Source organism: Candidatus Berkiella cookevillensis (genome assembly GCF_001431315.2).
GTDB classification, from domain to species: Bacteria; Pseudomonadota; Gammaproteobacteria; order Berkiellales; family Berkiellaceae; genus Berkiella_A; species Berkiella_A cookevillensis.
In genome coordinates, this window is record NZ_LKHV02000001.1 from 2266438 (window position 1) to 2289923 (window position 23486).

20 protein-coding genes are annotated in these 23486 nt (G+C 36.7%); 2 read left to right on the top strand and 18 right to left on the bottom strand.

The features are described from left to right. Nucleotides 1–40: 40 nt before the first annotated feature. From CC99x_RS09405 to CC99x_RS09485, 17 genes are all read right to left on the bottom strand, one after another. Nucleotides 41–1030 carry a polysaccharide deacetylase family protein gene (locus CC99x_RS09405; protein ID WP_057625013.1) on the bottom strand — a complete coding sequence of 330 codons (990 nt, stop codon included), beginning with the start codon at nt 1028–1030 and terminating at the stop codon, nt 41–43. A gap of 17 nt (nt 1031–1047) precedes the next feature. Beyond that, nucleotides 1048–2343: a putative O-glycosylation ligase, exosortase A system-associated gene (locus tag CC99x_RS09410; RefSeq protein WP_057625012.1), complete on the bottom strand. Its 1296-nt coding sequence runs from the start codon at nt 2341–2343 to the stop codon at nt 1048–1050. Continuing rightward, the gene (locus CC99x_RS09415; RefSeq protein ID WP_158003223.1) at nt 2340–3191 is read right to left on the bottom strand and encodes a phosphotransferase; all 852 of its coding nucleotides are present in this window, start codon (nt 3189–3191) and stop codon (nt 2340–2342) included. Before CC99x_RS09415 ends, CC99x_RS09410 begins: the two co-directional genes overlap by 4 nt. Continuing rightward, nucleotides 3181–3747 (bottom strand): hypothetical protein, encoded by a 567-nt coding sequence (locus CC99x_RS09420; protein WP_057625010.1) that lies wholly within the window; start codon nt 3745–3747, stop codon nt 3181–3183. The genes CC99x_RS09415 and CC99x_RS09420 overlap by 11 nt, the downstream gene beginning before the upstream one ends. 87 nt (nt 3748–3834) lie before the next feature. Continuing rightward, complete coding sequence (locus CC99x_RS09425) at nt 3835–4815, bottom strand: glycosyltransferase family 2 protein (RefSeq protein WP_057625009.1); 981 nt, start codon at nt 4813–4815, stop codon at nt 3835–3837. Further along, entirely contained in the window at nt 4812–6284 is a 1473-nt protein-coding gene (locus CC99x_RS09430; protein WP_057625008.1) for a lipopolysaccharide biosynthesis protein, read from the bottom strand. The genes CC99x_RS09425 and CC99x_RS09430 overlap by 4 nt, the downstream gene beginning before the upstream one ends. Before the next feature lie 12 nt (nt 6285–6296). Continuing rightward, nucleotides 6297–7658 (bottom strand): phenylacetate--CoA ligase family protein, encoded by a 1362-nt coding sequence (locus CC99x_RS09435; RefSeq protein WP_057625007.1) that lies wholly within the window; start codon nt 7656–7658, stop codon nt 6297–6299. Beyond that, entirely contained in the window at nt 7639–8733 is a 1095-nt protein-coding gene (locus CC99x_RS09440) for a glycosyltransferase family 4 protein (protein ID WP_077065457.1), read from the bottom strand. Before CC99x_RS09440 ends, CC99x_RS09435 begins: the two co-directional genes overlap by 20 nt. After that, nucleotides 8717–9931, bottom strand: coding sequence for a TIGR04063 family PEP-CTERM/XrtA system glycosyltransferase (locus tag CC99x_RS09445; protein WP_057625005.1), 1215 nt, complete (start codon nt 9929–9931; stop codon nt 8717–8719). The genes CC99x_RS09440 and CC99x_RS09445 overlap by 17 nt, the downstream gene beginning before the upstream one ends. Continuing rightward, nucleotides 9900–11837, bottom strand: coding sequence for an XrtA/PEP-CTERM system amidotransferase (locus CC99x_RS09450; RefSeq protein WP_057625004.1), 1938 nt, complete (start codon nt 11835–11837; stop codon nt 9900–9902). The genes CC99x_RS09445 and CC99x_RS09450 overlap by 32 nt, the downstream gene beginning before the upstream one ends. Before the next feature lie 245 nt (nt 11838–12082). Next, on the bottom strand, nt 12083–13189 hold the full coding sequence (locus CC99x_RS09455) for a glycosyltransferase (protein ID WP_057625003.1): 1107 nt from the start codon (nt 13187–13189) through the stop codon (nt 12083–12085). 8 nt (nt 13190–13197) lie between these two features. Beyond that, nucleotides 13198–14721, bottom strand: coding sequence for an exosortase A (xrtA, locus tag CC99x_RS09460; RefSeq protein ID WP_259596677.1), 1524 nt, complete (start codon nt 14719–14721; stop codon nt 13198–13200). Between the two features lie 25 nt (nt 14722–14746). After that, nucleotides 14747–15949, bottom strand: a complete 1203-nt coding sequence (locus CC99x_RS09465; protein ID WP_057625001.1) for a TIGR03087 family PEP-CTERM/XrtA system glycosyltransferase — start codon at nt 15947–15949, stop codon at nt 14747–14749. After that, complete coding sequence (locus tag CC99x_RS09470) at nt 15946–17022, bottom strand: FemAB family XrtA/PEP-CTERM system-associated protein (protein ID WP_057625000.1); 1077 nt, start codon at nt 17020–17022, stop codon at nt 15946–15948. Before CC99x_RS09470 ends, CC99x_RS09465 begins: the two co-directional genes overlap by 4 nt. Further along, the gene (locus tag CC99x_RS09475) at nt 16967–17866 is read right to left on the bottom strand and encodes an XrtA system polysaccharide deacetylase (RefSeq protein WP_200953478.1); all 900 of its coding nucleotides are present in this window, start codon (nt 17864–17866) and stop codon (nt 16967–16969) included. The genes CC99x_RS09470 and CC99x_RS09475 overlap by 56 nt, the downstream gene beginning before the upstream one ends. Next, nucleotides 17859–19013 carry a non-hydrolyzing UDP-N-acetylglucosamine 2-epimerase gene (gene wecB / locus CC99x_RS09480; RefSeq protein ID WP_057624999.1) on the bottom strand — a complete coding sequence of 385 codons (1155 nt, stop codon included), beginning with the start codon at nt 19011–19013 and terminating at the stop codon, nt 17859–17861. Before wecB ends, CC99x_RS09475 begins: the two co-directional genes overlap by 8 nt. 398 nt (nt 19014–19411) lie before the next feature. Beyond that, on the bottom strand, nt 19412–20437 hold the full coding sequence (locus CC99x_RS09485; protein ID WP_077065456.1) for an L-threonylcarbamoyladenylate synthase: 1026 nt from the start codon (nt 20435–20437) through the stop codon (nt 19412–19414). Nucleotides 20438–20570: 133 nt separating this feature from the next. On the opposite strand from CC99x_RS09485, the gene purE reads away from it, so the two are divergent. Both purE and CC99x_RS09495 read left to right on the top strand, forming a co-directional pair. Then, the gene (gene purE / locus CC99x_RS09490) at nt 20571–21056 is read left to right on the top strand and encodes a 5-(carboxyamino)imidazole ribonucleotide mutase (protein ID WP_057624997.1); all 486 of its coding nucleotides are present in this window, start codon (nt 20571–20573) and stop codon (nt 21054–21056) included. A gap of 3 nt (nt 21057–21059) precedes the next feature. After that, the gene (locus tag CC99x_RS09495) at nt 21060–22142 is read left to right on the top strand and encodes a 5-(carboxyamino)imidazole ribonucleotide synthase (RefSeq protein ID WP_057624996.1); all 1083 of its coding nucleotides are present in this window, start codon (nt 21060–21062) and stop codon (nt 22140–22142) included. A gap of 63 nt (nt 22143–22205) precedes the next feature. Here the strand turns inward: CC99x_RS09495 and CC99x_RS09500 are convergent, their stop codons facing one another. Beyond that, the gene (locus CC99x_RS09500; RefSeq protein ID WP_057624995.1) at nt 22206–23414 is read right to left on the bottom strand and encodes a hypothetical protein; all 1209 of its coding nucleotides are present in this window, start codon (nt 23412–23414) and stop codon (nt 22206–22208) included. Nucleotides 23415–23486: the final 72 nt, after the last annotated feature.

The following is a 23486-nucleotide window of genomic DNA, read 5'->3' on the forward strand; positions in this document are numbered from 1 at the left end:
TAAGAGACGCTCCTAAGTAAAGCCATCACCTATACTATAGTCACAGCGCATGTATTTTATTGGGTATAGTCTTCCTATTCATACGATATTGTGTCATACGCAGCATAAATTTAAATGCACTTTTATCCCATGGTGTAAAGCGAGGTAATTGAAATTTATCTTGCATTCTGGTTGCAGCACCCCACCACGTTGAACAAGCAGCATCAAAACCAATATTTTTAACCATCTTACAATGAATAGAGGAATAATCTCTTGTTGGACAACCATTCGGATAAGCAAAATATTTGAGCCTTTCTTGAATCAGCGCTTCCAATACCTCTTTGCTTTGACCAATTTCATTTCTGGCTGCTTCAGGACTAATGCTATTTAAAATAGGATGTGTAACCGTGTGTGCGCCTATTTCCATGCCTTTGCGGTGCAAGGTCACAACCGACTCCTCTGTCATCATCATATGTGGCAATTGACATTGGCTTTCTTCGACTATTTTATCCACAATGAGCATTCTATTTTGAGGTGGCAAATATTTAAGCTGATTCACCAGCCTGTAAATTGCTTTAACTTTTTGCTGTTCATTAAATAATGAATATTGCGATAACCCAATGGATCGCAGATCCAACTCATGCACTTTCATGTTACGCACACTTTCTATGATGGCATCATTCCACATAATGCCATCTCTCAAAAATTTCGTTGCGATAAAAAAAACGGCAGATAATTTATATTTCTCTAAAATCGGCAACGCTACAGAAAGATTATCTTCATAACCATCATCAAAAGTGATACAAACAGCCTGAGGCGGTAAAGAACCTTTCTCAAGGCGCTCTAAGCCTTCACTCAGTGACAGTACATTATAATAGCGCGATAATATACGCATTTGCTCATCAAATTGCACAGCTGCAATTTCCCAGGGTCTTAAGGGATCCAGCTCTGCCAAAACCCGATGATAAAGTAATATCTGTAATTTACCAAAACGCCCTCCTGGAGAAATCATACCTAAGCTTTGACGCAGAACTGTTGAATAGCTGCTCATATCATTTTTCTCAACATCTATGCCATGCTTGTTCGAAATTCTCGCTTAACAACAGGTATCACTCCCTGCTTTAAAACTGTTTGAGAATTAACAACACTGTGATGCGTTAAAATTAAAATAGCAATTAAGCTATAATATAAATCAAAATAGGCAACACCTAAAAATGCCCCCCCTACCATATAAGCAATGATGCTTACTTGAATCATTGCCACGAGCTCATGTGCCCATTTTAGATCGGGATTATTTTTAGATAATTTTTGTGTTTTTTGACAGGTTCGCCATGCTAAGGCCAAAATACTTAAAAAAATCAACAAACCGAAAAACCCTTGCTCACCCAGTATTTCAAAGTAAATACTGTGTGCATCATGATAATCTTCTGGAACAGGCGCATATCTTTCAAAAAGCCCTGGCCGAAAAGCTTCGAAACCACCTCCTTTGAAAGGTCTATCTTTTGCTAAATTGTAAGCAAAATACCAAGCATTGATTCTCCCCATTGCTGAAGCATCTTGCTCATAAGTTTGAATCGTATGCATTCTTTCAAACCAAGCTGCTGGCATAAAATGCACTAAGACAGGAATAATCAGCGCTAAAAAAAGTCCAAGATAAAATCTTCGTTGGCTTTTTAATACTAAAAAGAGTAGCATTGCACTCGCAGCAAGCAAAGCACCACGCGAATGAGAGCCTAAAATAGAAAGACCACACAGCAAAGTACTAACTAAAAGCAGCCATTTGAGCCATTTTTTATCGGTCATTCTACCTAAATAAATCATCAAAGGTACAACCATAATAAGCGCTAAGGCCAGTGTATTATTATCCTCAATTTGTGAACCACGAGGCCCCAAGACAAGAAGATTACCACCATTCATCAATGTGAAAATACCACCTTTGATGCCAAAATAAGCAACTGACAAGGTTATTACCCAAAGCAGTTGTATAATGCGTTTTTGCTCTTGCATGCATGATAATGCAATGAAAATAAAAATTTGTATTTTCATTACTTTTTTCCATTGATGAAAGGCATCCTCTGGAACCAGTGCATAGTAGGTTGTAACATTCATCCATACAATTAAGCATAGGAGCGCTACAACCAAAGGTGTCATAGGGATCATTTTTCTATCTTTTGAAAAAATGAAACCAATCATGGTTGTCGCTGCAATCACTGCGCCAAATTTAAAGTAAAATGCAGATCCCCACCCTAAACGATGTGGATTCATAAAACCAATCCAATTCCACAGCAAAACACCAATAGGTGTACGAATCAATGCCAGTGGTAACAGCGAAAACACAATGGCAAAGACAAGCAGATCTCTCACGGCATAGCCTTCAGCATGGCATATGAAGCCAATAAACTCTCTTTGGTTCGAAGAACGCTTTCTTTGCTATAACCCTGTTTTTCTTTTAATACTAGAAACAAGTACAGATATAGCGGCAATAATTGCATAAAGCTTTGTTTACTTATATTGAGTGCGGTCAGATAACTCATGATTATTCTATCTAGTTTTTCTGTTGCAAGCGCTTCAAAGAGTGTTGCACTATTGAATTGATGAATAGAATATAAAAATATTGCCAAATCAAAACCAACGATATTGACACGCGCATAATCTTCCCAATCAAAGACAATAAGATGTCCACGAGTGATCGCAATATTATTCAAAACAAAATCACCATGCTGAGGCTGATACCCCCAGCTCATTGCTTGGGAATATAGCTTTGCAAGATGCACTGCCACTTCATCTTCCAGTCCAAAGCTCTTTTCAATCTGCAAAGTAGATTCATCGTGTTTTCGTTGCAAAGACCAATCAGCAATAGAAGATATAAAATAATATTTAAGTTTATCTTGCAGATCGGTACTTGCTTCAATCTGAGCCTTATTAAAAGCTTCATGTTGATAAGCTTGGCAAATCAAAAATTCATATCCTTCATATTCAATATAATCAATAAACTGAGGAATATATTCTGAATATTTATTTTGAATTTTTTTTAAATTTTTACATTCAGTCTTTAGATCTTTGTGTGTATTTATTTTAATGTGGTAAAATTTTTTAGGTGGAGCAAATACAAGCATGCTCCAATTATCTACCAATCTTGATGAAAAGTAGATTTTATCTTTACTATTAATATAATCATATTCAAAAAGCATATTTGAAATTTTATTTAGCATTTTTAGAAATCCAAAATAAAAAATAATTCTCATTAAGATAAAATGCATTAAACATATACATCAGATGTTTAAAAAGCCGCTTCATTTTCTTTGACTCTTCATTATATTGCCAATGATAATATTTATGAAAATACTGCTGTGCCAAATATCTTTGACAGGATACAACCTGCGTAGGATTTGTCTCCTCTGGAAGCAAGAAATATCCTCTGAATTTTAACTGCCATTTTTTAGCACATAAATGAAGAGAGATGATACGAAGCGCAATGCATAATTTTTCTTTGAATGTTTTGTTTTTCAGCAAAACAACAGCACAACCACCCTCTGTTGCGTTGTCTAACAACTTCACAAGTTCAGAAGTTTTCCCCAAATTATCTAAAATCAACACATCATATTTGCTTGATATAGATGAAAGACTGCTTACATGCCTTTGCTCAATATCAGGACAAATATCAGCGTCTAAAAATGGTTTTTCCTCATACAAGGCCAATTTAGCCCCTTCAGAAAAAAGAGAGAAAACATTATTTATATTGGGAACAGAAGATTGATTCGATTTCATTATGTTATTCCAAAACATTCAGCACAGTTCTGCTATACTCTTCGCACATGAATTTTCGGGGGTGTTGTCTTCGTCCTCTCGCAATCCTCATGTACTTTTATGTACACTCCGGTTGCTCGAGGCTTGACGCCTACCCGAAGACTCATGTGCTGTGACTATATTTCTAACTTTAGATAATAATTTCTCACCTAAAAAAGATTTAAATAAAAGATAATATAGTTTTTTTTCAAAGGGCTTATAACGCAGTGCGTGCATAAGATCTCTACGTGCTTTAGGCAGCTGCAGTTTCCATAAATAATTTTCACCAAAAAACTGATGCGCTTTATAAAAGGCTTCTTTGACAAGCTGATTAAAATTGGGAAAATGATTATGATAGCTTTGTGCATTTTTTTCAAGCACATACAATCTATTTCTTCTCATTTTATCTATATTGTGGCTCATGTTATTATCATGTCGCCTGTAGCGTGTTAATGGCATGTCTATTACTGCAAGTTTTGAATGGGAGGCAAAACGCGTCCATAACTCCCAATTTTCACACGCACTAAGATTCTCATCAAACAATCCTGTTTTCTTGAGTAATGCTGAACGGATCATAACAGAAGATGCGACAATGGCATTTCCCATAAACAGTTCTCTTAAGCATTCTCCTTGAAGTTTAGCCTCAATCTCAAATTTCTGATGTATATGATCATCTACATCAATATAATAACCATTGGTATAGCACAGTCCAACGTCCCTTTCTTTTTCCATGCATGCATATTGATACAATAATTTTTCATTGTCCCAAACATCATCACTATCAATAAAGGCGATATATTTGCCTTTGGCAACTTTAAGCGCGTCATTTTTTGCTTTAGTTTGTCCTTGGTTTGCTTTATCAATCACAAGCATATTTTTATTTAAAAGCGAATATTGTGCTAATATTTTTGCTGTGCCATCGGTAGAACCATCATTGATGCAATACAGTTTAAATTCTCGGAATGACTGTGCGAATACACTGTCCAATGTTTTTTGAAGTGTTTTTTCACCGTTATAACACGGCATTACTACTGAAATAATTTCATTCATAATGTCTCTTCCCTTAGACTTCTGCGCTTAAACCGACTATAAAATTGAACTAAATGTTGAGAAAGCGGATGCTTAAAATACAGCACTACAGCTAACCAAAGCAAAGCACACAGCGCTATCGCACTCATTATTAACTGCCAGTGCGATATTGCATAATTTGCAGATAATAATTTTAAAGAGAAACAAACAACACCCAATAAAATACTAACAAGCAAACTCAATCGAACCTGCTCAAACCAATTCATAAAGTTTAGTTTAACAACTGATTTCAAACCATGAAATATGTATAGCTGCGCAATAAATTCGGACAGCACCAAACTCAATGCAGCATATATTAAACCATAACAACTACCTATCAAAATAGCCATAATCTTCATACCAGAAGTCATAAATTGAAGTTTTAAATTCAATTGAGTATTACCTAAAGCCACTAATAAAGGCGCACGAAAAGGAAATGATGCTTCAAAAATAGCCGATAAACATAGTATCTGAACCAAGAGAATAGAGGCATGCCATTGTTGCCCATACAGCAAAAGCACAATGGGTTCTGCTAATACCATTAATGCAATGAAAAATGGCCAAGCAAATATTGTATAAATCGATATTGCTGTTAAATAATCTGGCAGTAATTGAATACCTGCTCTATTTTTGATTGAGAAATAAGGCAATATAACAGGCCATACACTTGCTGTTACAAATATTTTAAATAAGCCAACACAACCTTGGGCACGGCTATATATACCGACAGCCTGCATATTCATGAATTTGCCAATAAATAAATCCGGCGCACCTTCTGCAAGATTTTCTATAATATTGGCAAGCGTAATATTAAAACCAAATTTTATAACCGCTCTTGCGCCTTGTAGACTTGGGAAATACCAATAGTTCTTTCTACAAACAAGCACACACCCCAGATTGGTTGCCAATACGCCTGCAAGTTGTCCCCATACCAAAGCCATAAAACTAAATTTGAAATAGCATAAAACCAAAGTCACAATAAAGAGTGTAATGTAAGAAAAGATATTTATTTTTGCGAGTGTTTTGAACATCATTTGGCGTCGCATTAATGCAATGCGAATAGAACCAAAGGGTGCGAGTAAGAAAATAATAATTAGTATGTTTAAAGCCGATGTTAACCTTGGCTCATCGTAAAATGCTGCCAAGAGATCTTTTCCAAGATATAAGATAAACCACATACTCCATGCAATCATAAACATTGTAGCAAAGGCAGCTTTAATTTTATGATCTCTTAAATCTTTTTCTTGAATTAAGTATTGCGCCACTCCAAAATCACGTAACACATGCCCTAAGCCAATAATCACAAAAGCAACGGAAAATATTCCAATTTCTTCAGGCGATAAAAGACGTGCAATAATGATGGTAGATATAAATCTTAAAATATATCCCAAATATTTATCCATAAAGGAAAATAAAAGAGAGCTTTGAAATTGCTGAGCTAATTGACTCAATCGAATACTTCCTTATTGGTACAATTCCGAAATAACAAATTTATATTTTCCAGACTTTTCAAACAGTAGATCATCAACATAATCAATTTTCAAATCAAGTTCTTGCCCTAATAGTATCTTCAAATCAGCGGTTAATTTAGAAACCTCTATCTTGTCTAGAACTTCTCCCTTGATCTTCAAAATAGAAGATTGAAGTGTTTTTTGAACAAACTGAAATCGCTCGATTTTTTTAAAAGCTGTAATGGGCTTAACAATTTCTGCACGATGTACAGCAGCACCATTAAAAGCGTAAATTAAATCACTTTTTCTTCCAATAATATCTTTTAAGATAGGCAACCCTCTATGACAAGCACAAGGACTTTCATCATAAATTGCTAAATCGCCTGTTCGATATCGAATAAAAGGAAAGCCATGGCTTGCTAAATGTGTAACAACCACTTCTCCCAAGTGCCCAGGTGGGACAACCTTCCCATTTTCATCAATAATTTCAACAATAATGTCTTCTGCTGTAATGTGCATATTTCCCATAGGGCAGCTATGTGCAATAAAACCTGCATCTCTACCCCCATAACCATTGGCAACCACACAGCCAAATGCCTTCTGGATCGTTTGCTTTAGTGCATCATCCAATACTTCCGAAGTAACAAAAGCAACTTTTATCCCAAGCTTATTGAGTGGCTGATTCGTTTGTTGCGAATATTTACCGATATATCCTAGAATAGAGGGATAACCAAAGAGCATTTTAGGTTTATAATCCTTTATAAAATTTATGATTTTATCCATTTCTTGGCTGCTTAGATTTTTAGCAGGAATCAGATAGCTTCTCATGAGTTTATCGCGCATATTTCTAAGCCAGCCTTGTCTCTGGCACTCAATACCAGAGCCCCAAAGCACTAATTCTTTATCACCCATATCAACACGCCACCAACGCGTTGCTCTCCATTTTGCAGCCACGTCATGTGCAATTCGCATTTTCGAAACCAATAAATGTAAAGGCTCACCTGTTGAACCACCGGTGCGATAAGCTATCAGGTTTTTAGCATGTCTGTGTTTAATACCTTCAAAATTTTCTCTGATTAATTTTTTGTCTAAAAATGGCAGTGTGGAAAGTATTTCTAATGATCGAATATTATTTGCATCCAAATTAGCTGCCACAAATACATCTCTGTAATAGGGAGAATGTAGTTCAGCCTCTTTTAAAAGTATGTGCAATCTTTGGAGCTGTCTTTTTTTAATTTGCTCTACGGTCTCCCATTGCGTCTTCTCAAGTTGTTTGAGACATTGTACCGTTCGATGTCCTTTGATCTTTTCATGCATCGGGAATAAAATTTTTGATACAAGTTTGCTATACATTTTATCGACACTCTTTGCCATAATAAGAATCCATCCATTGAGGCCCAATTTTTTCCCAAGTATAATTTTGGATATTTTCTAATCCATTGAGGGATAATCTTTCTCTTAATGCTGGATTTTTAATTAAATGAATGATTGCTTCCGCCATACTTTCAGGATTTCTCGGTTTGATCAGTATTGCATTTACATCATTTTTAACAATAAAGGGTATGCCACCAACATCAGTAGAAATAACAGGAACACCAAATGATTGAGCCTCTAATATTGCATTAGGCATATTATCAACCGTACTTGCATTCAATAAAATATCTGCTGACAAATATAATTCTGTCATTTGATTTCTAGCCAAACGCCCTAAAAATTCCACAGAATCAGTCAATGACAATTGCTGTACTAATTTTTCCAAGTTTTCTCTTTCTGAACCACTACCCGCAATTTTAAGTGTCACTTTAGGGTAGCTCTGAGAAACTCGATAGAATGCGCGAATAATTGTTTCAATGCCATAAATAGATTCTAAATTTCTTGTAACAATCAAATTCATGTTGTCATTCAATTTTATGGGGCGCAATGAATGTTCTTTATTTTCAGCAACAATATTGGGGATTATTTTGGCATCAAGATCATACGTCTTAAAAACATCTTTCAAAAAATCGGAAGGAACAATGATTTGATCGGCACATTTTAAAAAAGGTAAAATCCAACTTTTATGTTTATGAAAGAAAGATTGTGCATTTCCACCTCTATAGTTAATAATAACATAGCATCTTTTTAATTTTGCAATAGCAATTGCAGGTGTCGCATATAAATACCAAGACAGCCCTGAATTTGCCAAAATATGAAATATTTTATATTTTTTAGTAGCAGCCCTTAGTTTTGATAAATAAATAAAAAATCGAATGACGGCTCTCATAATCCGAATATTATTAAGCCAATAGGGGCGCAAAGAGAAGTTTACTGGCACATAGCCAACGCTAACACCCTCGCTTTTTAAGCGCTCACTCAATAACTTCCCTTGCATTGCCATACCTCCATTGGGTGGAGAAATTGGCCCAACGATAGCAACACTTAAATCATTTTTTTTATATACATTGCTCATACACATTCTCATAGCGCTTTACACTATTAGGCCAATTTCTTTCTAAAGTAACAAATTTAAGCCCACGTGCAACCAATGATTCTCTAAGTTTTTTATTACTGATTTCAATAATTTTGTTTTTAAAGTCTTGAGCATCTTCTGCCCTAAATAACAAACCATTCTCACGATTGCGAATGAGTTCTTTGTGTCCACCGACATCAGAAGCAACCACCCCTTTGCCCATTGCCATCGCCTCCAATGGTTTTAAAGGTGTCACAAGATCAGTTAATCGCATCTTTTTTCTTGGATACACAAGCACATCAATGATTTCATAAAACATTTTCACCTCATTATGTGGCACTTTGCCTGTGAAAATAATATCATTTGCAAATTTATTTGTTTGCGCAATGCGTCTCCAGACCTCAAGTTGTGGCCCATCCCCAACAATAAGTAACTTTGCATTGGGAATAACGCTTTTAATAGATCTAAAAGCTTCAATGGCCACATCTAAACCTTCATAGGCATACAATGAACCGATAAAACCTATAACAAACCCGTTTTGTAGTTGATATTTCTGTGCAATACCGTGTTTATTTTTTGAAATAAGTGCTACTTGAGTAAATTTACTCAAATCCACCGCATTTGGAATAACCGTTATTTTGTTATTTGAAATACCACGCGACAGTAAATCATTTTTTAATCCATCACAAATAGTGGTAATATGATTGGCTTGCATGCAAACTTTCGTTTCAAGATATTTTATCAGTCTGTATCGCAATCCCAATTCAGAATGTGTGCCATAATCAACAGCAGCATCTTCCCAAAAAGCGCGAATCTCATATACCAAAGGAATATGATAGTGGCGACAAATAGACAACGCAGCCAAAGCACTTAATACAGGCGAATGTGAATGGATCACATCTGGCCACCAATCTTCTACCACTGCTTTGATTTTTGTTCTTAAACTCATGATTGTTTCTATCTGCTTCACAATAGGAAAACGATAGAAGGAATGCTCTCCCATATCAGAGCGGTAGAATTCAATACCGTCAATGCTTTCTTGATTATGCGCTGTTTTTCCTTGTCGATTACTGGTAATCGCTTTAACCTCATAGCCCATCTGCTTTTGCTGCATTAATATTGCACGACTTCTAAAGCTATAACCACTTTGTAATGGGATGGAGTGATCAAACAGATGCAGTATTTTTTTTGTTGACATAATGATTCCCTTTATAGTCTTCGCACATGAGTTTTTTCTGAAAATTTTCAAACACCAATAGACTCCACAGCATAGCACTATGATCATGTGTTGCAGATAAATGTTGTTCGACAATTTTGTCAATTAATTTAATATTGAAAATATTCGATTGCTTTAATAGAGTACTCTCTTTTAAGGCATATACCCTGGCACGCAAACTACCTTTAAACCATTGTTGTAAGGGTACTGCAAATCCTTGCTTTTTTCTATATAAAATCTCTTTGGGAAGGCGTTTACACAAGGCTTTCTTAAAAAGATATTTACCATCATCTTGCTTGATTTTCAGTGTATCTGCCAAACGTGCAGACCACTCAACCCATTTATGATCCAAAAGTGGCACTCGCACTTCTAAGCCATGTGCCATACTGGCTCTATCCACTTTTGTTAAGATATCACCCGGCAAATAGGTTTTCATATCCAGATACTGAACCAGTGCTAAACCAGAATGCCCTTGAAAATTTTGAGCATGCTCTTTAAATACATCTAATGGATGACTGTCTCTCAGTTGACGACTAAAGCTATCGTGATACAAAAGCTTTCGGTAATCATCTTTAAACAAAGCAATGCTATTCATATAGCCAGAGAGCGTATCGCGGCTCAATGCTTGAAAAGTTGATTTTGCACGCAAATAGCGCGGCGCCCAATCTAGTTTTGGGTAGAATCTCCCTAATAATCCAAATAATGGAGAACGTATGGTATAGGGCAATATACTTTTTAAACGCTCTTCACGTGTGTGAAATCTATATCTTCTGTATCCCGCAATGGTTTCATCACCACCATCTCCTGACAACATTACTTTTACACGTGTACGCGCTACTTGACAGACTCTATAGGTAGGAATAGCAGAGCTATCTGCAAAAGGTTCATCATAAAGAGTAGAAAAATCATCTAATAAATCAACATCGATAGGCTCTAAGCGATATTCCTGATGCTCGGTCTTAAAGAGTTTAGAAAGTTGCGCAGCATACATAGCTTCATCGTGAGATTTTTCTGAAAATACCACTGAGCAAGTTTTTATATCATTTGTATATCGACTCATTGCAGAAACAACCGCACTTGAATCAACACCACCCGATAAGAAAGCACCTATAGGTACATCTGATATAAGGTGACTATTGACAGTAGCATCTAACATTTCCAAACATTCTTCTATGGCATCTGATTCTTTTATGATATTAGGCTCAAAACAAAGATCCCAATATTGCTTAGGCTGGCTCATAACGCCACTTTGATTGATTGTTAAATGGTGACCAGGCGCTAATTTAAAAGTATTTTTATAAATTGTTTTAGGATCGGGAACATAACCAAAAGTAAAATATTCATCCACACTTTGCGCATCGATTGTGAAATTAAAATCGGGATGTGCTGTTAGCGCTTTTAACTCCGAAGCAAAAATAAACATCCCTGAGCGTAAATAGCTATAGTAAAGTGGCTTAATACCCAATCGATCTCTTGCAATAAAAAGAGATTTTTTTAGATTATCCCAAAGTGCAAAAGCAAACATGCCTTGGAAGCGATTCACACAGGCTTCACCCCATTGCTCATAGGCATGTACAATAACCTCCGTATCTGTCAGGGTTTGAAATTGATGCCCTTGACTCACCAATTCATTTCTCAGCGCTATATAGTTATATATTTCACCATTAAACACCACAACCACTGATTTATCTTCATTGTAAATGGGCTGTTTTCCAGTGCTAAGATCAATAATAGATAAACGTCTATGTCCAAGCGCAATTTCAGACTGAAAATGAAATCCCTCATCATCTGGGCCACGATGTGAAATACGATGATTCATTGCAGTCAGCACTGCTTTATCAATTTGCTTTGATGCTTGATATGCAAAAATGCCTGAAATGCCACACATAGGCTAAATCTCCATAATATGCAGTATTTTTTCTGCAAAAACCTATACTCTGCTACTAATGAACGAAGTGAATAATTTTCTTCCCTTGAAGTCAAGGGAAGAGGCTCGCTTTAGCGAGTAGATGGATTTTTTCAAAACATTTTTTTGAAAATCCTTCTCTGCACCTAAAGGTGCCTCTTTCTTTGATAACAAAGAAAGAAATGATTCGCTACGCTCATCAAGACAGATACAAAAACATCTAACACTCAAAAACGAAGACTATACAGATTGTGATATTGCTCAACCATTAGCTCAAGCGAAAAACACTGCTCTACCCGTTTTCTGCTGTTTTCACCTTGCTGTATTCTCATTGATTGATTGACTACATAATCTTTTATTATATCCTTCAGTTGGATTGCATTATGGGGATCAAAAAGCTGTCCATTATAATCTTGTTGTATCAATTCAGGATTCCCACCGACCTCTGAGGCAATAATCGCTAAACCACATCCCATTGCTTCTAAAATAGTGTTTGAAACACCTTCAACCAATGAGGGTAATACAAACAAATCCGCCTCTTGCAACAATTCAGGAATATCCTGCCTTTCTCCCCAGAAAATAACGTTTTTTTCTATAGTGAGTTCTTGGCACAATGCCACTAAAGATTCTTTCAGCGGCCCATCTCCCACTATCCATAATTTTAATTCTGTCTGCATTTCTAGCTGCAATCTTGAAAAAGCTTTTATCAAAATCTCAAAATTTTTAACAGCTTGAAGTCTACCAACAGTTACAATAACAAAAGGCTCTTCTACATAGTTTTTTATGCGCTTGTACCGATTTTGAAATCTATTTATATTGACACCATTATAGATTTGTATAATTTTATCTTGTGCCACAGATGCATTTTCAATAAGCTTAGATTCCAGCTCTTTAGATAATGGTATAAATTTATGTATAAAGGGCTTTAACAGTGCCTTTAAACGTAGATTTTTTTTATTTTCACCTTTTAGATCGGTCGTGTCACGTCCATGCTCACCATGCAAGCGTACTGGAACAGATGCTAAAAAGGCCAGAAACTGGCATTCAATCGATGCTAAATTTCTCGTATGAACGATATCTGGCTGATATTGCTTTATAATATGAAAAATTTTCGCATAATACCAAAACAAAGGGCCTATTTTTTTGTCCAAACAACTCACAATACAATTACAACTTTTAATTCTCTCTTTGAAATGACTTGCTGTTGTTAAACTTAAAATATGATGCTCATATTTATCTTCTGGCAAGCTATTGATCAGATTTACCAATCCATTTTCTAGCCCACCGACGCTTAATTGATAAATAATGTGTAATATTTTTACTCTTTTAGTCATTATAATTATCAACCATGATCAATATTCAAATTTACAGCGGTTGAAAATTCTTTTAGCTCTGCGCGCGCCTGCTCTGGATAATATTGATAGCCAGAACTGACTGCAATCACCATGGGTGGCTGTAAATTCCCTAATAACTTAAAAAATACAATCAATATTTTTGTTATAATCGGACTGTGTGTATCAATGCCATTGACCCGATACCAGACCCAGATTAATCGCCGGTCAAATCGATTGAAAATATCATATTCAGTGCAGCGAATAGATTTTCCTGAAAACTGCATCTGCGTTGTTTTATGCGCTGCTAAACGCCAAACGCCAGAATCAAAAAAATAATTATTTGAGGCAATTAACTCTTTACCTTCGGCCTCACTCAAAAAACGTGCATAAAATAAGTCTATTTCTTTATTTTCTCTGCCTACAAAATGAGAAAGCACACGCTCATCAGCTCCTGGAAACACAGGCAACCATTCTATACTCTTTTTTTCAATGGGATGCCAATCTGCAGATGATAACTCAAAGCTAAAAGCTTTTTGCTGTATCGGAGCAATGTTTAGATTACCCCAAAAAGAGTGATTAATCGCGAGCAACCCAACAAATCCCAAGACAAGTATCCAGCTTTTAATGGCATCTATACTCACAACAAGTGAATCTTCGGCGTTGCTAGATTCGTTGCAGATTTTTTTAAGCGGCACATTCACTTCTACCTCTGTTTCAGAGCGCAATTTATTTCCCAACCAAAACAACGACAACATAATCAGCCCAAAAAACAGCCAACCGTAAATGAGATGATCAAAGCCAATGGCTAATTTCATATGTGTAAAATGCGCTAATACAATGATGCCATACGCTCTGATCCCATTACCCACCAGAGGTATGACAATACATAAGCCAATAAACAATGTCTTGCGCCAAAATGTGCGATAAGCAAAATGTGCAAAAATAATTCCTAAGGCAATGGATGCAATCAAATAACGAATACCACTACATGCAGCAGCAACCTCAAAGCTACCGCGCGAGGTTGTAATGTTCCATCCTTCCGCATAAACCGATATTCCTGAAAGCATTAGAGCTTTTACTGTGATAAAGGCAGTGAGATTTTGTAGAGGTTCAATCAAAAAATTACCAAAGGGTATACAAAAATATAAATAAGCCAATGGAAACCAAAGCGATTGAAAGATTTTTCGACCTAAAAACAAATAAACCAAGGCAATCAGAAGCGTTACAACACTCAATTGCTGCACTATCAACACATAAGCAAATTTGCCAGCTTGCCATAATAAAATACATGCAACAATCGGGAGCAATCCCCAGGCAGTTGGTTTAACTGTTAAGCTTGCCACCTCATCTTTTTTAAGCCAAATCAGGTATAAAGAAACAATAGGAATTAAAAAACCATGTGCATAGGTACCAGAAGTCATCCATTTTTGCCATAAAGTACCAAAGCTTTCATGAAATAAAACAAGTACTGTTAAAAAGCTAAACAGCAAACAGACATAAGGCTCTATCCGTTTTTTAGAGAATATTTGCATGCGCTCTTGCTGCACCCAAATATTATTATTTATCATCATTTGCATCTAAATACTGTATCAATGGTTCTAGCTTATTGTTCCATGCATAGCATTGCTCAATCACTACATGAGAATTTACTGATGGCCTGTTGCTTTGATTCATCAGCGTTTGGATTTGATGAATCCATTCATTTTTTTCATTGGCTATCTTAACCAGATTGTTTTGTGGTAGCTCTATACCTTCAAGTGCTGCCGTACTCACCATGATAGGTGTATTCATGCTTAAGGCTTCTAATACTTTATTTTGAATACCACGCGCAATACGCAATGGTGCAACTGCTAAATCTGCATATTTTAAAAATGGACGAATATCTTCAACTCTGCCAGTGATTCTAATCTGTGGTATTTGAGCAAGCATTTGAAGGTCAAGGCTCGGATTCGCACCTACGATATAAAATGAAAAGGGAATACTCTGCTGTTGCAACGCAGGTATTACCTCGGTAACAAACCATTTCACAGCATCAATATTGGGCCAATAATCCATCATACCCGTAAATACAATTTTAAATTCTTTGTTCACATACGGATTTTTAAATTCAATACTTGGATTAAAATATTCAGTATCTACACCATTGGCAATGCTGATCACATTTTTAAAAAGACCTGAACGTTTTTTAAATATATTTGCTTCACTTTCACTGACAAAGATATTTACATCACTGGTAATCGCCAGTTTTCGCTCAAAATAGGACAGTGTTTTTCCTTCTCTTTTATAAAGCCATTTCTTTATGCCCTTATGCTGCTGGCTGTATTGTTCCCATTTTAAGGAATCAACATCTACAAAATCTATCAGTATATTTAGATTGCGTTTATGCTTTTGAATATATTGTCCCATGCTCGACGAGAAAACAATGCTATCGTCTATTTGCTTTTCTGACAGAATTTTATCCACCCATTTTTGCATTTTAGGCTGATAAAATAAATCATTAGACAAGGGAGTATCTTTAAAAATTGATTTTGCAAATCCAGGTATTGCTTGATAATGTTTTCTTCTGGGCAATACAAAAAGCGCTGTGCATAAGTCTTTGACTGTTTCTACATATTGCCAATCATTGGGATCATCAATAAAAGTTCCCAAATAAACATCTCGGTGCTGCCTTAAAAACTTTAATAAATGATAAGAGCGAATTTTATCGCCTTTATTAGGTGGATATGGCAGCCTATGTACTAATAATAAAATGGGTTTCATCCAATTCTCCTGGCAATGAGGGGGCCAATTGTGTTACTCACAACCAAGGGCAATTTCCGCCATGTTTTAATCATGAATTGATATTTTGGATTCGTTGGATTTAAATTAGGCGGTGATTTTGCGCTGATCGGAATGATGGTGTAATGCAAGGGTGTTTCTTCAAATCCCCAATGTTTTTTAAAACGATAGGATCCTGTGCCTATCTTACTTCTCCCATAATCAAATTGCTTCAAGCCTTGCTCTGTGGCAGCCTTCATCAACTGATGGTACAGGTAATCGTTTGCCCCTAGCGCTCTGGCTTTAGGACTCCCTCCCCCATAATAAGGGAACACGGTATCTTGATGGTAAAAGCTCAACACAGAACTAACGGCTTGGTTTTTATGAAAAACGGTTAAAACTGAACACTTATCTTGCAATATTGTTTTCAAATTTTGAAAGTATTGTTTAGCTAATACAGGCGTTCCCAAATTACGGAGACTCTGTGCATATAAATTATAAAAATTATCAATACTATTTTCAAAGACATGAGATAAGTTGCATTGCTCTGACTTCCGAATGACTGCGCGTTGCTTGCGAGGAACGAGCTGCAGATTCTCTTCGTGTGTCAGACACAATTGGCGTTTGAAATTTACATAAAGCACTTGCTTCCATCCAATATCTATTCTCTTATGCTGACAACGTAAATCAATGTAATCAACCTCTTTTTCCTCGCCTAAGAGAATAGCTTTCTCAATTAAGCGTGCACGCGCTTTTTCTTCTCCCAAAGGCCCACCGTAAACCAAAAAAGGCGTTGAAATTAGAGCATGACCAAATAACCAACTTTTCATCTCAACTAAGGGTAAAATTGCTTTAATTTTATTCTCAGCTTCAAAAAATAAATAATAGGTATTAAAATGAAAAGTTGTTTCCATAATCCTTTTAAAATCGCTTCGATGATAGGGATGGCAACCTTGCGCATCAACAAAATCATCCCATCGCTTATAGTCAAGCGCAGTAAGCTGTTTTACACATCCAGAATTAAGAGATTGAGTATTGCTGCTTTGCTTCGTAGTTTGTGGTTCTAAGAAATACATTATCGATGGTTCCCCACTTAAACTCTTCTAATAATTTTGTAATTTTATTTTTCATAAAAGAAAGATTATGATAGTGCCGGAATTTTGTTTTGACACTTAAATTAGTCTGCTTAGGCTGATTCGGATCAATCTCCCATGGATGAAAATAAAAAATACTGGGTTTACCTTCTTTTTTATTAAGATGAGAGATTGCCCAACGGCTAAATGCGTATGGAAATAATCTGAAATAGCCCCCACCACCACAGGGGATATTACACCCAGCCCATTGTACAGTGGAAATAGGAATTTCAATCAGTCCACCGGGCGTTGAAGTAAAGCTAAAGCGTGGTGCCGATGGCCAACCATATAAATCATGTTTGATGGGATAAATACTAGAACTATAGATGAAACCACATTCTTCAAGAATAGCTAATGCCCATTGTGTTTGAAAATTAATACTATAAGTGGGTGCTCGATAACCTTTAACGGGCAAGCCGGACAAATCTTCTAATAATTGCTTGCTGTTTAAAACATCTTTTTTAAATTCTGCAGGGGTCAGTAAATTCACACGTTGATGCCAGTAACCATGACTTGCTATCTCATGCTTCTCTTTTACAATTTCATCAATCAACGCAGGAAATTTCTCTGCAACCCAGCCAAGGATAAAAAAAGTTGCCTTTACCCCCTGCTGATTAAACAATTCTAAAATTTCTCTTGTATTGTAATCAACCCTTGTTGGGAGTATTGACCACACATCTTTAGGAAATCTATTTTCAAAAGCACTGACTTGAAAATAATCTTCCACATCCACTGTCATTGCATTGGTTAATATAGCTGATTTTTGTTTTGTTTTGGCGTCAAGCAACTTTCTGCTCCTTTTTACTGGATGCAACTTCATGCATCCAGGGGACAAGGATCTCTGCAATGCGGTGTGCCGCTTTACCATCCCATAAAGGAGGCGTGTGGATCATTTGCTTAGGATGCTCTAATAATTGCCTAGCCATTTTAATAATATTTTGAGGATTAATGCCCACTAGGTGATTGCTTCCTTTTTCAAGGGTAATGGGACGTTCTGTATTTTCCCGCAAAGTTAAGCAAGGAACCTTTAATACAGAGGTTTCTTCTTGTATCCCTCCAGAGTCTGTAAATACAAGTTTGGCTGTTTTCATAAGCCCTAAGATCTCAAGATAATTCAGCGGTTTTGTGTAAATCAAGTTTTGCTTATTAAAATAGGACTCTAAACGAAATTGTTTTATTTTTTGCTGCGTTCTTGGATGCATGGGAAAAATAAGCGGTAAATCTTGAGAAACCGTTTGCAATGCGGTCAGAATATTTTCAAACACTGCTTTATCATCTACATTGCTCGGTCTGTGCAATGTGACAATACCATAGTGTTTTGCAAGCACAGCAGCCGATAGTCCATTCTCATTTATAATCTCAGAGGCTGTCTTTACTTTGGGCAAAAAACTGAATAATGAGTCAATCATTACATTACCAACAAAATGTATTTTTGCAGGTGAAATCCCTTCTTTGAGCAAATGCTCTTTAGCAGATTGCTCTGTGATAAAATGAAGTGCAGTTATTTGATCGGTCAGCTTACGGTTGATCTCCTCTGGCATACTATCATCAAAGCTACGCAATCCTGCCTCGACATGAATGACGGGAATCGCTTTTTTTACAGCAACCAGGCTACAGGCTAAGGTTGAATTGACATCTCCCACAACCAACACAGCATCTGGCTGATAACGCTCTATGATTGGCTCAAAGCGCTGCATAATCAAGGCCGTTTGTTCTGCATGTGTGCCTGAATGAACCTCTAAGTTTTCATCTGGTTGACGAATCTCTAGTGAGGCAAAAAAAGAAGCATCCAAGTCAGAGTCATAATGCTGACCTGTATGAATGAATTGAAGCATCAGTGATGATTGAGAAGTCTCTAGTACTTTTAATATAGGCGCTATCTTTACAAAATTTGGTCTCGCACCCGCAATGCACATCAACTTAGGAATGGGCATACTACAAATCCTTTTATGTAGAGAACTAGAGAACTCTGATCCTTAACTTATGATTTCATGCTCCTTGTCTTTTGACAAGGATCTTATCTATATGAGAGAAACAGATAGCATTCTAGCTTTACCCTCTCACTATCAAGGCTACGTTAAGCTCAGTAATGCGTTTTTACTAAGAATGGATAAGATAGATCATGTAGGGGCGGATCGCTGTGTCCTGACGGACCGGCACAGAGACCGGCCCCTACGAATGAATTGCACCCTGCGTGGCTCGGCTGCCACCAATTGCTAGGACCACCAATTGCTAGGACAGCCATAATTAGCAGGACAGCCACATTAAAATTTGCAAGTTAATTAAATAATGTAGATGTACGTGAGTAGTTTTAGAGTGGGTTTCTTAGGCGCTAACTTGGAATATCTGCCATCATTGCATGATTCATCTCTTTTAAATGATGCTGCGATTTTGCCGTAGACTTTAATAATCTATCCCAGATCCCATTCCATAGTACTGCACGCGAAGGTGCTTGAATTGCAATTGCTTGGCAAGATGATTGATCAGCTCTTCTTAAAGATTCATATAATTTTTGTGCATATTGCTCAACCGTAGTCGGCATTTGAATCCATTGTAAGCATTCTACGCTCTCATTAGTATTCGTGGCTTGAGCCAAGATACATAGCTCAGCGCTATATAATGCTTGTAAAAAAGCAAGCTCCTGCTCATTTTCATATAAATAGGTAGGTTTAGAAGGCTCATAATGATATTTCAAAGAGCCGGACACTTGCGGGCTTTGTTTACTACCTACAGTCACAAGAACCCTATCTCCCACTACTTTTTGAATATCTTCAATAGTGATCATACCAGGACGCAATATTCTGCACTGCGTAGGCTCTGTTGCATCTAAAATGGTTGATTCAATGCCAACCATACATTCGCCGCCTTCTAACACGCGTACCGATGTTCCAAATTCATCCAATACATGCTGCGAAGAAGTAGGGCTTACTTTGCCAAACTGATTGGCAGAAGGTGCCGCTAAAGGTGCGCCCACCTGCTCAATCAATGCCAAAGCAACAGGGTGATTCGGCATCCGAATACCCACGGTGTCTTGTCCACCCGTAACCCAATAAGATACCTTGTTTGATTTCTCTAAAATAAGGGTGAGTGGCCCAGGCCAAAAAGCCTTTGTAAGTGCTTGCACATAGTCAGGAATATTCACAGCATAATCAGACAAATTCATATCTTTGGCGATATGAATAATCAAAGGATGCTCGGTAGGGCGATGCTTTAATGCAAAGATCTGTCTCAGTGCTTGCTCTTGTGTGATATCTGCGGCTAAGCCATAAACCGTTTCCGTGGGTATAGCAATAACGTGGCCTGATTTAAGCACATTCGCTGCTACAACAATTTCATCCGGGTTTAGAATCAGTTTCATTTTTGAGGGATATACACAAATCACTAAGGTTTAGTCATTTTAACAACATTCATCCTTAATAGGCAAACCTTAAGCAAGTTGTTAAAATACTGCCCTGCACTCAATAGATGGCACATTTTTAAGGAAACACTCAATGAAAAAGCTTGTCGCAGTCGTTTATGGCTCATTATCAGACTGGGAAGTGATGAAAAATGCCACAGATATCTTAAATGACCTTCATATTCCTTACCATACCCAAGTGATTTCAGCGCACAGAACACCCCATCTTTTATATGAGTTTGCAAACTCAGCTAAAACCAAAGGCTTTGAAGTCATCATCGCAGGTGCTGGTGGCGCAGCTCACCTCCCAGGTATGATTTCTTCTCTCACAACTTTACCCGTACTCGGCGTGCCTGTTCCCAGCTCAAACTTAAATAGCATGGACTCTCTACTCTCTATAGTACAAATGCCCGGTGGTATACCTGTGGGTACACTGGCCGTGGGTAAAGCAGGCGCAAAAAATGCAGCCCTTTTGGCAGCAGCCATTCTTGCCAATAAATATCCTGAGATTGACAAGCAATTAACTGATTTTAGAGCCGAACAAACACAAAGCGTTTTGAATCAATTATATCCGGAGTAATGAATGAAAGTTGGTATTTTAGGTGGTGGTCAATTAAGTCGCATGTTGGCATTAGCAGGCATACCGCTTGGCTTTGATTTTTGTTTCTATGAACCCAGCCTTGAAAATGGTGTCTCTCAATTAGGTCAAGTCATTCAAAAGCCCTATAGTGATATTGAAGCGCTGGCGTCATTCATCGAAAGCTGCGATGTCATCACCTATGAAAATGAAAATATTCCCGTAGAAACAGCAACACTGATTGCAAAATGTAAGCCCTTACACCCCAATACCAAAGCACTCAAGACCACACAAGATAGGCTCTTGGAAAAAACCATGTTCGATCATTTGAGCATTCCCACCGTTGCTTATCAAGCCATTGATTCAAAAGCTACACTCGAAAATTTTCTTAAATTGCATGGTAGCCCAATAGTTCTTAAAAAAAGACGTCAAGGCTATGATGGTAAAGGGCAATGCAAAATCAATTCTATGCAAGACATTATCGAGCTTTCAAATGATTTTCTAAATGATGCTATTGCAGAACAATTTATTGCTTTTGATAGAGAAATATCCATCATCGCTGTCAAAGGAATCAATGGCGATTGTCGATATTATGATATCTGCCAAAACTACCATGAAAAAGGCATTTTGCATCATACTCAAAACAAAATTGACGATCCTATGTTTAATACGGCCAAAATCTATGTCGACAAAGTCATACAACATCTTGATTACGTGGGTTGTATTTCCTTTGAATTCTTTCAAAAAGGCACACAACTCTTTGCTAACGAGATTGCCCCTCGTGTACATAATAGCGGCCATTGGACGATTGAAGGAGCACAAACCAGTCAATTTGAAAATCACCTCCGCGCTATCACTGGCATGGGATTAGGCAATACCGCAAGCACAGATCATTTCCAGATGTTTAATTTGCTGGGTGCTATCCCTGATAAAGAAGGCATGATGAATTATGATTTTGTTCATTTGCATGATTATCAAAAAATTGCAAAACCAGGACGTAAGGTGGGGCATATTACACTACTACTATCAAAAGATACGACTGAACAAAAAGAGAAATTCTTAAAAGAATGTCTGAACAAAGTAATCTAAAACAGAGATCTCCTCTAGAAATTTTAAATATTCAAAACTTCTAGAGGATTGAACAAAAACCGATTAATGAACAATCTTTGCTTCCTTTGCTTCTAACTTTTTAAAATGCTCAATAGCCATTTTAATTTCAGAAATTAATCTTTCCTTGCTTAAAATAGGTGCATTTTTTGTTATATCTTCACCTTCTTCTCCGCGCATGAGCAAATAAGGCTCCGCGCTTTCAACCGGAGGTGCAGTAATAATTAAGGTTGCAATCATGTCCTCAGGATCAGAGATCAATCGATGAGCTAAGGTATAATGATGGAAATAAGACTGTCCCTCTTTAATTTCATGAACCACTGGAAAACCTAAATGTTTAAGGCCTATTTTTTTCAAGCCATATTGTCCAGATACATTAGGTAACGTTACATAACTCTCATGTACAGATATGACATCAAAAAAATCTTTTTCAGATAGATCAAATTTTTTCATAATATCTTCTTTGGTCAAGACAGATCCCTTATCTACACTACAGCGAAATTTTTCTTTCTGAAAGCGAGTCATTCCATACATAGACATTTCAATAATACTTATACTATCGAAAACTTTCTTTTGTTCTTCTTTAGAAAGAGCATTTACTTTCTCGATAAATTTGTCATAAACCATCTTTTCATCTGGTCGCACATCATTGATTAAATATAATTGATCTTCAAAGCTTCCCGAATACATCTTAGAAGCAAAACTCCATTTATGAGCATGTTTATCTTCAACAACAAGTTTTGTTGTATCTTTTTCAGCATTTGGCCACCACAAATGTAACCGTACTTTATATTCTTTGTCTTTGGGACCAGTTACTAAAACAATTTTTGTAAAGCCCGTCACATGGATATAAGATCGAGCAGCCATTTCGTCCAATAATTTATCATTTTCCAAAACAGATTCTAACGCACTGATTAAAGCTTGAGGCGTAATATAATTCATGAGCTCTTCATGAAATTGTTGAGCATTCGGTTGGTCATATTTGGTAAATAAATTTTTCGTTTTTTCTTCTAGATCCTTGATGTTTTTAATATCAGAAATAAAATTTTTATCCGAATCAAAAATTACAAACTGACCTTCAGGAATAATAGTAGGCGAATGTTTATATTCTTTTAAATCATGATTAACTAAATAATCTGTGGATACGCACTCTTTTTCCACATCTAATAGGAAAAATGAATCTGCATCTTCTGTTGCTTGAACTGCCTGTGAAAATGTGAATAAAACTAATATATATTTTAGAAAACGCCGCATTCTAAATTACTCCCTCATCCTTTCATATATTTTAAAGATTTATCAATGCATTCTTAAGCCATTATAGACAAT